The 12,612-nt window shown below is 36.7% G+C and carries 14 protein-coding genes; 6 read left to right on the top strand and 8 right to left on the bottom strand.

Going from position 1 to position 12,612, the window contains the following annotated elements:
* Nucleotides 1–199: 199 nt before the first annotated feature.
* From ABIB40_RS02845 to ABIB40_RS02820, 6 genes are all read right to left on the bottom strand, one after another.
* Nucleotides 200–583, bottom strand: a complete 384-nt coding sequence (locus ABIB40_RS02845) for a DUF302 domain-containing protein (protein ID WP_354355767.1) — start codon at nucleotides 581–583, stop codon at nucleotides 200–202.
* Nucleotides 584–595: 12 nt separating this feature from the next.
* Nucleotides 596–1,081 (bottom strand): hypothetical protein, encoded by a 486-nt coding sequence (locus ABIB40_RS02840; protein ID WP_354355765.1) that lies wholly within the window; start codon nucleotides 1,079–1,081, stop codon nucleotides 596–598.
* A 4-nt stretch (nucleotides 1,082–1,085) separates the two neighbouring features.
* Nucleotides 1,086–2,042: a heme-binding domain-containing protein gene (locus tag ABIB40_RS02835; RefSeq protein WP_354355763.1), complete on the bottom strand. Its 957-nt coding sequence runs from the start codon at nucleotides 2,040–2,042 to the stop codon at nucleotides 1,086–1,088.
* A 49-nt stretch (nucleotides 2,043–2,091) separates the two neighbouring features.
* Nucleotides 2,092–3,066, bottom strand: coding sequence for an alpha/beta fold hydrolase (locus ABIB40_RS02830; RefSeq protein ID WP_354355761.1), 975 nt, complete (start codon nucleotides 3,064–3,066; stop codon nucleotides 2,092–2,094).
* A gap of 72 nt (nucleotides 3,067–3,138) precedes the next feature.
* Nucleotides 3,139–3,726, bottom strand: a complete 588-nt coding sequence (gene rclC / locus ABIB40_RS02825; protein WP_354355759.1) for a reactive chlorine resistance membrane protein RclC — start codon at nucleotides 3,724–3,726, stop codon at nucleotides 3,139–3,141.
* Nucleotides 3,727–3,791: 65 nt separating this feature from the next.
* Complete coding sequence (locus tag ABIB40_RS02820; RefSeq protein ID WP_354355757.1) at nucleotides 3,792–4,340, bottom strand: carboxymuconolactone decarboxylase family protein; 549 nt, start codon at nucleotides 4,338–4,340, stop codon at nucleotides 3,792–3,794.
* Between the two features lie 292 nt (nucleotides 4,341–4,632).
* On the opposite strand from ABIB40_RS02820, the gene ABIB40_RS02815 reads away from it, so the two are divergent.
* Nucleotides 4,633–5,484, top strand: a complete 852-nt coding sequence (locus tag ABIB40_RS02815) for a helix-turn-helix domain-containing protein (protein ID WP_354355755.1) — start codon at nucleotides 4,633–4,635, stop codon at nucleotides 5,482–5,484.
* Nucleotides 5,485–5,615: 131 nt separating this feature from the next.
* Here the strand turns inward: ABIB40_RS02815 and ABIB40_RS02810 are convergent, their stop codons facing one another.
* Nucleotides 5,616–6,599, bottom strand: coding sequence for a zinc-dependent alcohol dehydrogenase family protein (locus tag ABIB40_RS02810; protein ID WP_354355753.1), 984 nt, complete (start codon nucleotides 6,597–6,599; stop codon nucleotides 5,616–5,618).
* Nucleotides 6,600–6,693: 94 nt separating this feature from the next.
* Between ABIB40_RS02810 and ABIB40_RS02805 the strand changes: the two genes are divergently transcribed.
* Nucleotides 6,694–7,533, top strand: coding sequence for an AraC family transcriptional regulator (locus ABIB40_RS02805; protein WP_354355751.1), 840 nt, complete (start codon nucleotides 6,694–6,696; stop codon nucleotides 7,531–7,533).
* Between the two features lie 115 nt (nucleotides 7,534–7,648).
* Here ABIB40_RS02805 and ABIB40_RS02800 read toward each other — a convergent pair whose 3' ends face one another.
* Nucleotides 7,649–8,443 (bottom strand): alpha/beta hydrolase, encoded by a 795-nt coding sequence (locus tag ABIB40_RS02800; RefSeq protein ID WP_354355749.1) that lies wholly within the window; start codon nucleotides 8,441–8,443, stop codon nucleotides 7,649–7,651.
* Between the two features lie 264 nt (nucleotides 8,444–8,707).
* On the opposite strand from ABIB40_RS02800, the gene ABIB40_RS02795 reads away from it, so the two are divergent.
* The 4 genes from ABIB40_RS02795 to ABIB40_RS02780 all read left to right on the top strand — a co-directional run bounded on the left by ABIB40_RS02795 (nucleotide 8,708) and on the right by ABIB40_RS02780 (nucleotide 12,563).
* A complete protein-coding gene (locus tag ABIB40_RS02795; protein ID WP_354355747.1) occupies nucleotides 8,708–9,415 on the top strand; it encodes an esterase family protein in 708 nt (235 codons plus the stop codon).
* A 70-nt stretch (nucleotides 9,416–9,485) separates the two neighbouring features.
* Nucleotides 9,486–10,607, top strand: a complete 1,122-nt coding sequence (locus ABIB40_RS02790; RefSeq protein ID WP_354355745.1) for an ATP-grasp domain-containing protein — start codon at nucleotides 9,486–9,488, stop codon at nucleotides 10,605–10,607.
* A 25-nt stretch (nucleotides 10,608–10,632) separates the two neighbouring features.
* A complete protein-coding gene (locus ABIB40_RS02785; protein WP_354355743.1) occupies nucleotides 10,633–11,733 on the top strand; it encodes a carboxylate-amine ligase in 1,101 nt (366 codons plus the stop codon).
* Nucleotides 11,734–11,735: 2 nt separating this feature from the next.
* Nucleotides 11,736–12,563 carry a type 1 glutamine amidotransferase gene (locus ABIB40_RS02780; protein WP_354355741.1) on the top strand — a complete coding sequence of 276 codons (828 nt, stop codon included), beginning with the start codon at nucleotides 11,736–11,738 and terminating at the stop codon, nucleotides 12,561–12,563.
* The last annotated feature ends 49 nt before the right edge of the window (nucleotides 12,564–12,612 follow it).

Here is a 12,612-nt window from a genome sequence, read left to right as displayed (position 1 = left end):
AATAGGCGAGTAGCATTCAATGTGAACTCATCACATAACATTACAAAGGCCTATTTTAGTGAAGCTGGCATAAGTGGATATAAGTTCACAAAATACCGAATCACACAGTCTCTTCATGATAATGGCGGCGAACATTTAAGAGAGAGGCAATTATTCTATTATTTATTTCAATAAATGTATTTCCAGCATTTCTCAATACTTAACTTAGAAGTGCTGTAATCATTTGATCAAGTGCTATTAAGCGGGCGGATTCTTCACTGAGTGAAAATCGTTGCTGTATAAAATTAGCCTCATTATAGGTTACCCAAGTTTTATGCACGGAATCTTCCCAAGCCAATACTTTTAAGGGTAAATCAATTGCTGCTTCCGGCTTTTCGGCCATTACTTGTCCGCCTTTTTGTGGATTGCCAAATAGCAAGAATTCTATCGCGTCTAACTTTATCCCAGCTTTTACAGCTTCCGCCTGCTGATTTATGCGCAAATAGATTGTAATATTTTTTTGCTTAAGAATCGCTTCAAGCTTGTCAATGGTTTCCTTAACTGTAAGCTTGCTCAAGCGGGTAATGATGCCATTATTTTCCATTATTTTATTATTTTAGAACATAATGGATGGCTTTAATCCGATTATGTATTTTGCTCTTATACTTTGCCCTGATGTATCAGAATCTATCTTTAAGTCTGCACCAGTAAAACGGGTATATAAAGCTGTTCCATTCTCTTGATCCTTTGCAGTTTTTAGCATTTCAACAGATAATAGATTCCCTGGTATGTTTGCACCAATCCAACGCTCATCTGGTTGTTGTTTCCAGTTTACCAATGCGAATACTGAACCCGCCAAGCATTTACCATCAGCATGTTGAGCCGTTATCTTGGCAGCATCATTACCATAGAGTGTTGACATGGTAAATAGCTTTTTGTTAATGGTAGAGGCAATTACTTTCAATCCCATTTGGCTGAAATTAAAATTCGCCGGCAAAGAAGCTTCCTTATTTAGCTGCCCAACATTGGGAGTAGCATTGTGCTCATTGCAAGAGACTGTTATTAAACTAAGAAAAAGTATAATATATAGTATAAGTTTCATAAGATTAATGTTGAAGTGGTTGCGTAAATACATAATCGTTATCGCTTACCGGAGTATGGCAATTAACACATTCGGTGGTAAACATTAACGTTTTCCCGTAAGGCACTAGTTTAGGTGTTTTGAATCGGGCAAAACCCCATCCATGGGTAGAAGCAAATTTCACATTATCCTTAATCATATACTCAATTTGTTTAAACGCACCTGTTGTAATATTTCCTTGGTTATCAGCTAGCTCATCCCAAGCCTCTTTTGCGAAAATGGTGCCATTGGGCCAAGGATTAATCTGATGATTTTTTATAGCTGCAATGGCGATATTGTTACCGAAAATTACCCGCATGGTTCCATTATCAAAACGATCCGTAGTGCTAATAGGCTGCCAATTTTTATAATCGGGAATAAACTCAATACCATTCAGCGTTTTTGGTAAGGGCGCTTGTTTCGTCGTGGCGCTTTCATTTAGTAAATTGTATTGTTTGTTGCGATCTGCCACTTTTGCGCTATCCAATGGTTTATTATTTACCTTACCAATTAAATATGCTTTCAAAACAGCCAGATCACTTTCAGATACTTTTGCTGAGGGATGCACTATCTCATACTTTTTGATAGGCATTGCACCAGCTTTGATTTGATTAAGGCATTCCCATAATTTGCCGCTTCGGTCGGCCGGAGATAGCTTATCCCATTCTGAAAAGTTCAACAGTTTGCGTCCATCTTTTACGTCTGTGGCAACCGTCCATGAAATTGGAGCAATTTTATCATACCAGCGCAAGTTAGTTTCGTTGGAGTGGCAATCATAACAAGCACGACGGACAATGGCTTTTACATTTGCAGGTGCTTGCAAATCGCCTGTTGTCGGAGGATTAACAATATGCGTTTGCTTAATTTGCAATAACGCAAAAATGATAGTGAAAACGCCGATGGTAATTAGTACGAGTCGAGATTTGTTTTTTTTAGTTCTCATAATTTTTTTATAGTGATAAAGTGTTTCGATAAGATTTCCTATTCGATATTTATTTAGCTAAACTAGGCAAAAACTGTAGAATATCTTGTCCGATATCATCACAGTTTGTTTCGAGGGCAAAGTGTCCAGTATCGTAAAGTTTTACAATTGTATTTGAATCATCTAACTTGAATGCTTCGGCGCCAGCAGGTGAAAAATACGGGTCTTTACTTCCCCATACTGCCAATATTTTCGGTTTATATTTTCGGAAATATGCTTGGAATGCAGGATACAATTCTACGTTTGTGCGGTAATCTAATAGTAAATCTAATTGTATCTCCACATTTCCCGGTCTTTCCATTTGGTGATGGTCGATATAGATACCTTCGGGTGAAATCAACGATTGATCGCTTACCCCATGCCTATATTGATAATTTATACCCTCAAGCGTGAAATACTTGCGTAAGGCATCGCGGTTTTGTTGCTTATCATGATCCCAATAAGCTTTTACAAGACCATTACTCCAGTCCAGCAAACCTTGTGTATAAGCATTTCCGTTTTGTGATATAATCCCTGTTATCTTTTCTGGATTTGCTAATGACAACCTTAATCCAACCGGTGCGCCATAATCAAATATGTAGATGGCAAAACGCTTTAAGTCCATGTTATCAATAAAGGATTGCATGGTTTTAGTCAGGTTCGCAAATGTGTAATGGTATTTGCTTCGGTCAGGTGCATCTGAAAAACCAAAGCCTGGAAGATCAGGCGCAATGACATGATATTTTTTACTAAGAATAGGAATTAGATTCCTAAACATAACGGATGAAGTAGGATAGCCGTGCATCAACAAAATGATGGGTGCATTCTTTGGCCCAGCTTCGCGATAAAAAATATTTAAACCACCCGCGTCAATTCTGTTATAATGAACAGGATAATTTTTGATAGTGTCTGTTTTTATTTGATTACAATTATTCGCCTTTGCTGTAAAGGGGTATCCTGCCATTGATATTGAGCACATAAATATACTCGCAAAAAAAGTTTTCATATCTTTAAATATTTGGTAATAGAAACACAAAAAATGAAAAATGGCAATTGGGCGTAAAGGAATCTGATTCTTCTAATCCTTTTCTATGTATGAATATGCCCGTTTATTTTTCACTAACACTCGCCTCGCCGCCTCACTCGCAACTATTAATCCGGCTGCCATCATAATAATATCTTTGATTATCAACCGACCACCTCCAGAGAGATAAGGAAAACTATGTTGTAATCCTCCTAAATCGGGAACATAAGCCTCCGGTGTTGTTATCAAAAAAGAAAGTGTGACTAGCGACATGCCGAAGGTGAGTAAGCCGCCCCAAACTCCAATTGTTGGAAACCAAATTCCCAAAAGAGTTAAGATACCAATGGCAACAATTACAACTCCTAATGCGTCTGCAAATACATAAGTTCCATTGCTTTTATTCCATTTTATATTAACAGGAACTACTTGACCTTCTTTGTTCTCGTGCGCTTTATATTGTTCCGGATGATGATAAAAAAAGCTCATTACCGGGCTGTTAGCGACCAATGGTACAATACCATCGGCTTCGTATTGAACTGCCTTTAATCCGCCAATCCAAGCCATTACAACAAATATGGCTATTCGAATAAAGTGAATGAAACGTTCTTGGCTAATTGCCAACCATCTATATAAATTTTTCATCGTTATTATTTTTGAAGTGCTTATTGTTTCTCTTTTTCAATTATACACTAGAATGAATTGGGCAATTAAGAAAGTGCTGGAGCTAAAGGAAAATCTATTGCCACTTTGGTATTTGCAAAAACAAAATTTGTAAAGGTTCTTATGGAGATTAATGAAATCAATTCTATCAAGGCTTTTTCGTCGTAACCTGATTCAAAGAATTCATCTAAGAAATGTTGATCCGCTTTTCCTTTGTTAGACGCAATCGATTTTGCCAAACTGATAACTGCTTTTAATTTAGGGTTAGACGCTTCTCCTTTTCTAATTGCCAAAATTTCATCGTTACTAAAACCATGCTTTGCTGCAACTAATGAATGTGCTGCAAGACAATATTCACAATGATTTACCTCAGATACAATTAACGAAATGGCTTCTCTTTCTTTGCCGTTAAAAACGCCTTTTGTAAGTGTACTCTCAAAGTCTAAAAATGCTTTGAGTGCAATGGGTGAGTGTCCCATTACGGCATAAAGATTAGGGACTTTGCCAAGGTGTTTAATCATTTGTTCAAATAGTACTTTAGATTCTGGAACTGCGGTTTCTAAAGTGGGGATGGTAATGGTTTTCATTTTTTTCATTTTTTTTAATGATGGCACAAAGGTATTATTGCTTTAGTGTTTAAGAAATGGACGAACGTGGATAAGGCTTGGACAAATATGACCGATTGAAATATTCGGAGTATTTTAAAGCTCTATCTCTCGATGAAATTATTATTGGGTTCAGTAGTAGCACATAAACTCCAAATTATTCTGCATTTGTTTTAATAAAATAACTTTAAACAGCTTCGTTATATTAGCTTTACTATTTATTTTGCCTTTTGGATATTTAATTGCATTGCTAGAATAATTAAACCAAAGATTTTATACTACCGTGAAAGAATTATTTTCCTCTTCCAATGATTTACTATGTGGAATCAAAAGGGCACAAGATTGTGATATAACGACATTACAAAGTTTTTCAAATTATAGTGTTATTTTAATTTCACAAGGCAAAGGTGTGTATCATGCAGATTTTGGTGCTTTTCCTTTTGAAGGACCGGTTCTAATGTTTTCAACTCCGCTTCAGCATATTTACATTCAATCCGAAACGGCAATTGATTTTACCATGCTTCAATTTCATGGCGATTTTTATTGCATAGAATATCATAAAGAACAAGTAGCTTGCAATGGTTTGTTGTTTAATAATATTTATATTGAGCCGTCTGTAATGCTTACGGATATTGAATTAAACGATTTTAATCGCTTTCTGGAAGAGATAGAATCAGAGCTAATACAGCCGCTGCCAGACAAAATGGTGGTAATATCTTACCTGCAATTACTTTTGGCTAAATCGAGTAACATAAAAATGAAATCGATGAAGTTGCAAAAGCAACTGAATGAAAAAGATGAGCAAATGGAACTATTTAGAAAGTTGCTTGAAGAGAACTATCTAACACTTCATAAGCCTAATGATTATGCAAGCTTATTAGCGATGTCTCCCAATAATTTGAGTAAACGCAGTTTGAGACATTTTAAAAAATCGCCTTCGTCTCTTATTCATGAACGTCTAATTCTTGAGGCTAAAAAGAAACTTCATTTGACTCGATTAAGTATTAAGGAAATTGCCGCGTCGCTCAATTTTGAGGATGAATATTATTTTAGTCGATTTTTCAAGAAGCACTCGAAAGTTTCACCACAAATCTTCCGCAATAAAACGGGTATTTCTGTAATGGCAGATAAGTAAAAGTGGCTCACGTTCTCCATAAATGAAAATTAATAATAACAATAATTATTCTCCTTTTATTGATGTGTATAAAGAGAAAATCTTACAGGTTTTACAACCTATAAGATTTATCAAAAAGCCTTCCGCTATTTTTAAACGATATCGATTACCACTTTTCCTTGTGCTGTAGCGTTTTCCATAGACTTATGTGCCTCTTCAATATTCTCCATTGTGTAATTAGATGGATCTATTTGTGTTATAATTTTACCATCCTCTATGAGTTTGGTTGCTTCTGTTAATATTTCACCATGGTGTTTTCTATTCTTCCCTGAAATAAGTGGATACAAAGTAAATACGCCGGAATAAGTTGCGCCACGAAACGAAAGTGGAGCAAGGCTATGTGTTCCCCATCCTAAAATACTGAGAACATGACCTGTGTATTGTTTTGCGGCTTTAAAAGAATTGTCTAAAGTTGCGCCACCAACGGTATCATAAATTATGTCGAAACCTTCACCATTCGTGTATTCTTTGACATAATCTTCTGTAGATAATTTATTGTAATCAATTGCGGTTGCGCCATATTTCGCCATAACACTGATATTTTTCGGGCTAACAGTCGCAAATACAGTTGCACCTTTAGCAATTGCTAGTTGCATTGCAATATGTCCTACGCCGCCAGCGCCTCCATGTATCAATACATTAAGATTTGGTCTCACATTGGCTCTGTCTACAAGGCCTTCCCAAGCAGTTATAAAAATGAGTGGCAATGCTGCGGCTTCTTTCATACTGAGGTTTTTGGGTTTCAATGCTATCAAATCTGCATCCACAGCCGCGTATTCTGCTAAACTTCCTTGGACTTCGCCAATTCCGCCAGTCATTCCATAAACTTCATCTCCTATTTTAAAATTTTGAACACCTTCTCCAATCGATTCTATTATGCCTGCCATATCAATTCCAGGTATAGCGGGAGTAGTAACACGTGCATGAGCTGCTTGCCCTAATTTGATTTTAAGGTCTAAAGGATTGACACCGCTGGCTTCAATTTTTACCAAAACCTGTCCTTCTTTCGCTACAGGTTTTTCAATGTCTTTTAGTACATATGGGCTTCCGAAATTTTCTAAAACTAATGCTTTCATTTCTTTTATTTTTCTTTTAATAATAGGCTAAAGGTCATATTAAAACACGATAAGGGTGTTGTATAAATTGATGTTTTAAGTGTAATTTTAGTGCATGATAAAAGATCATTTATGGGTGCCATTTGAATTGGTTCTAAAAGAAATGCTGGATGTATGTCCGAGAGGTTTGCATACACATATGTTTTTCGAATTGGTTTACATCGTTGCAGGCACAGGGCGACAATCTATTAACGATTTAAAGTTCTCTTATAAGGCTGGGGATCTTTTCTTAGTTGCCCCAGAAGACAAGCATATTTTTTATATAGAGAAGACTACACAATTCTTTTTTATCCGGTTCAACAACATTTTTGTACAATCAAACGAAAAAGAAAAAGCATTTTTTCAACGTTTGGAAATGATCCTAGAAAATGCAAGTCATGAACCAGGCCGTATTATAAAAGATGAGGAGGATGCAAATTTAATTTGCAAGTTAATGGAAATGCTTATTCAAGAACATTTGAGAGATAATCTTTACGGAAGGGAATTAATCATTCAACTGGTCAATAGTGCGCTTGTTATTATTGCCAGAAATATAAATCAATCGTTCCCAAAACAAATTGATGAAAATACTGACAATAAAGCCATTGAAATTTTGCAGTATATTCAATCGAATATTTACTTTCCAGAGAAGTTAAGAGCAAATAAAATAAGTAAACAATTTGGCATTTCTCAATCATATCTTGGAAGCTATTTTAAAAAGCACGCCAATGTTTCTATGCAGCAATATATATTAAGTTATAAGCTTAAACTTGTAGAAGAAAGATTGTTGCACAGCGATAAAAGAATTTCTGAAATAGCGGATGAGCTTGGCTTTGCAGATAAAAGTCATTTGAACCATCTTTTTAAAAAATATAAAGGGATTACGCCAACAGCATTTAAGAAAATTCAATTTTGATACTCATAGGAATTATTATCCTAGAATTTTCTCATAAAACGGTCGTTTTTTGATAATTCAAATTAGACTTTTCCAGACAAATAAGGGTTAGCATAATCAGAATAAAACTCCAACACTAATCTCCAAACGCCCATGCTAAAAATGCGGGCATAACCGCTGCCCAAGTTTCTGGATTGTGCTTTCCGCCAACTTTTTCATAATAGCGAATATCATTTGGGCGTTTATAATCTTTCCTAAGCAGAGACTTTATCACATCCACCGTATCATCAATAGAATCTATAATGTTGTTGCCATTACGGTCAGAGGTTTCGTCTTCTGTGCCGGTCATCAACCAAAATTTTAAATCGGGTTTTGTGCTGGATTCGTCAATCATGGCATGCAAAATCCTATCTGCATCTGTGTAGCCAGCCTTTAAATCTTTTTTTCTCCACCAAAAAGAACCAGAGAAAACACCAACTACATCAAAAATATCGCCGTTGTTCCAAGCAATATCAAAAGCAGATAAACCACCCAAAGAAAACCCCGCGAATCCAATTCTACCTTGTATGGGCTGTGCAAGTTTTTTTAAAATAAACGGAAATAATTCCTCTAAAATAAACTTGCTGTAGAGCCCGGCCTTTTTTCCACGTTGCTTAAAATCTGGCCGACCCACAACACCATATTCGGCAACTCTTTCTAACGAAGCTTCGATGGCGACAACAACAAGTTTTGCCCTGGTTTGCTTTTGTTGCGCGTCTGATAAAATTTGGACAAAATTCATTTTGGCTACATCTTGTCCGTCGTTTAATAGCAATAAATCTATCAAATCATTGCCATATATAACTGTTGGGACATAGAACGTAACCGCTACTTCTCTTTTCAGAAAACCAGAAATGATTTTTTCTTCAATTATTTTATAATTTTCGGCCAATTCTAAATGGGATCTAATTTTAATTGATGCTACAAAGTTAAAAATCTTAAATACTTTATAAGGGTTGGCTTAAGGTTTTTCTACCTAAGTGATTTTTTCAATTCTGTTGCATACCCTCTATCGGCCATCAACGCATCGCCAACAAATGGCAAATACAAATTTTATACTGGTTTTTGTTGGTTTAATTATCAAATTTTAATAACTATGTATATTGGTTAAAACGAGACAATTGGCTTTTCCCAATCAACTTATTTTTTATTCAAGATGGCCGAAGAAACACATAAAAAATGGTACAGTCCAAACTTAAGTATGGATTTAGATCTCTTAATTTTTGGTCATGCAGGTATTCCAGTAATTCTATTCCCCACAAGCATGGGCCGATATTATGAAAACAAAGATTTTAAACTGATAGATTCGGTAGAAGGCTTTTTAAACGAGGGAAAGATAAAAATCTATTGTCCGGACGGTATAGATAAACTTAGTTGGCATAACAAAAGTATTGTCCCGGCAGATAGGGTTAAAAATCACATTTGGTATGATAAATATTTGTTGGAAGAACTAGTTCCTTTAATGCAGCATGAAACCGGACATCAAAAAATAATAACGGCGGGCTGTAGTTTTGGTGGATATCATGCCGCAAACTTTGCCTTTAGACATCCTTGGCTGGTAAGCCATTTATTTAGCATGAGCGGAGCATTTGATATTTTGGGACAACTAGATGGATTTTACAACGACGATGTTTACTTTAACAACCCTGTAGATTATGTGCCCAATAACAGCAATCCAGAAATACACAATCTAAAGATTGTACTCGGCACTACAGATAGAGACATTTGCCGGGCAGATAACGAGCGATTCTCTAACATTCTTAACAAAAAAGGAATAGACCATTGGTTAGACATTAGGCAAAATGCAGATCATGATTGGCCGATATGGCGAGAAATGTTTCCCAGTTATATTGCCCAACTTTAAAACAAACTCCATTAACAATTGCTTTAATAACAAAGCTTAACGCTTACATCTTTATAAATTCGAACTAAGAATGAAAAAAATAGGAATATTATTTGGACAAGAAAGGTCTTTCCCAGAAGCGGTTATAGAAAGAATAAATAGCAAGGCAGAAAAAGGAATTATTGCCGAGGCTGTGAAGATTGAGAAGATGCTACAAAATAAACCGTTAGATTATTCCGTAATTATCGACCGCATTTCGCAAGATGTTCCATTTTATCGCTCAAGTTTAAAAAACGCAGCCATAACCGGTACCGCCGTTATAAACAATCCATTTTGGTGGAGTGCAGATGAAAAGTTCTTTAACAATGCGCTTGCCGAACAAATAGGTGTTCCTGTACCAAAAACAGCACTAATCCCATCCAGAGAACATCCTCATTCTACAACTTCAGAATCTTTTTCTAACCTTGCAACACCCTTAGATTGGGATGCTATTTTTGAATACACAGGCTTCCCAGCATACATGAAACCTTTTGACGGCGGTGGCTGGCGAGATGTTTACAAGCTGCACGACAAAGAGGATTTTTTCCATAAACACGCAGGCACCCATCAGTTAGTGATGTTGTTGCAAGAAGAAATTATTTTCGATGAGTATTTTAGATGTTACTGTATTGGAGGAAAACATGTGCGCATTATGCAATACGAACCAAGAAACCCATACCATTTGCGCTATGTGGTAGATACGCCCCCCTCTAGCAAACAGGTGTTAAAAACCATAAAAGAATATACCATAAAATTGTGCAAATACTTAGGTTACGATTTTAATACCGTTGAATTTGCCGTAAGAGATGGTGTGCCCATCGCCATAGATTTTTGTAACCCAGCGCCAGATGCAGAACGAAAAAACGTTGGCGAAGAAAACTTTGAATGGGTGGTAGAAACCTCTGCAAATTATGCAATAGAACGTGCAAAGGCCCAAAAAACCGGACAAGATAATTTAACCTGGGGAGAATACGTAAAACTTTCTGTAGCAGGGAAGCCGATCGCATCTACGCCAATAAAAAGAGCCACATCGGTTAACAAACCCGATAAAAAAAATACAGCTAAAGCTTCTGTTGTAAAAAAAGTTGTGGTAAAACCAGTAACTGAGACAAAAACAGCGGCAAAGACAACTACGGCAAGCAAAACAAAAAAGTCAACAGCAAAAAAATCTTAAGTTTTTAACGCTAACCAGAAACCAAATGAACGAATTTACACTTGGCATTGAAGAAGAATATATGATTGTGGATCCCGTAACTAGGGAACTTACTTCTCACGACCAAAAAATTGTAGAGGCTGCCCAAAAAATACACAAAGATCAGGTAAAGGCAGAGATGCACCAAGCTGTGGTGGAGGTTGGCACAGGAATTTGTAAAAATACCGAAGAGGCGAGAAAAGAGATTACACAATTGAGGTGTACCGTGTCAAATTTGGCTGGAGAACAAGGGCTAAGGATTGGCGCGGCCGGAACGCATCCCTTTTCTCATTGGGAAAAACAGCTCATTACCTCTCATCCCCGATATGATGAAATTGTAAACGAACTGCAAGAAGCTGCGCGATCAAACCTTATTTTTGGGCTGCATGTGCACGTTGGCTTTCAATCTAGAGAGCTGGCCATTCACATAGCAAACCAAGTCAGATATTTTTTGCCACATGTTTTTGCGCTATCTACAAATTCTCCTTTTTGGGAATCTAGAAACACCGGATACAAATCTTACCGCACAAAAGTATTCGACAAGTTTCCGCGTACGGGTATTCCGGGTATTTTTAACAGCATAGAAGATTATGATAACTACGTAAAATTGCTGATCAAAACCAATTGCATGGACAATGCAAAAAAGATTTGGTGGGATATTCGGGTTCATCCATTTTTCGATACGGTAGAATTTAGAATTTGCGACTGCCCTATGCTCATTGATGAAACAATGGCCTTTACGGCACTATTTCAGGCATTATGTGCCAAACTATATAAATTACGGTTACAAAACATGGAATTTATAAGCTACAGTAGGGCGCTGATTAACGAAAATAAATGGCGTGCCGCACGCTATGGTATAGATGGAAATTTGATAGATTTTGGAAAGGAAACTGAAGTTAACTGTAGAAATTTAATTTTAGAACTACTAGATTTTGTGGATGATGTAGTAGACGATTTAGGCTGCCGACAAGACTTGGAATATGTGCATAAAATTTTAGCAAATGGTACAGGTGCCGATAGGCAGTTGGCAGTTTATAAGCAAACTGGTAGCTTTGAGGCCGTGGTAGACTTCATTACCGCTCAAACACTTATTGGTACTAAATAAAAATGGAAAAAAATAGTTTAAAGGTTGCCATTATAGATATGTATGATGGAGTAGCAAATCAAGGCATGCGCGGCATTAAAGAAATTTTGCACCGCTTTGAAGTCGAAAACAGTATTCCAGTACATTTTAAAATATTTGATTTAAGGGGAAAAGGAGAAATACCAAATCTAGATTTCAACGTGTACATTTCTACTGGAGGCCCCGGAGACCCCGCAGAAGGCCTTGGAGAGAAATGGGAGAATGATTTTTTCGCCTTGTTAGACAACATAGAAATTTACAACAAAGCCCACACCAACCAAAAAAAATATGCTTTCCTAATTTGCCATTCTTTCCAACTGGCTTGCAGAAAATATGGCCTTGGTACGGTTTCCAAAAGAAAATCTAATGCATTTGGCATATTTCCAATAACGCTTAGCCCCGAGGGCGAACAAGACGAAATTTTTGCTGGCATTACTAATCCTTTCTACTCTGTAGATAGTAGAGATTGGCAAGTTATCGAACCAGATTTAGAAGATTTCGAACGAAAGGGAGCTAAAATATTGGCCATAGAGAAAGAGCGAAAACAGGTAGATTTAGAACGCTGTATTATGTCTATACGTTTTACTGATGAAATTATCGGCACTCAATTTCATCCAGAGGCAGATCCTATCGGCATGAAATTATATCTCCTTACCGAAGAAAAAAAATCTTCTATAATCGAAGCACATGGTAAGGAAAAATATTACGATATGTTAGATAGTTTAGACGACCCAGCAAGGATTATTCTTACCCAGCGTATTATCTTACCAAACTTCTTGCACAAAGCTATTGGAAAGTTACAAGAAGCGTAGCGCATTTAAAACTGGTCAGATAGTAAAAGCTGACCACAAGCATATAGAG

The organism is Pedobacter sp. UYP30 (assembly GCF_040547165.1).
Classification (GTDB): domain Bacteria; phylum Bacteroidota; class Bacteroidia; order Sphingobacteriales; family Sphingobacteriaceae; genus Pedobacter.
This window is presented reverse-complemented; position numbering and strand designations above follow the sequence as displayed.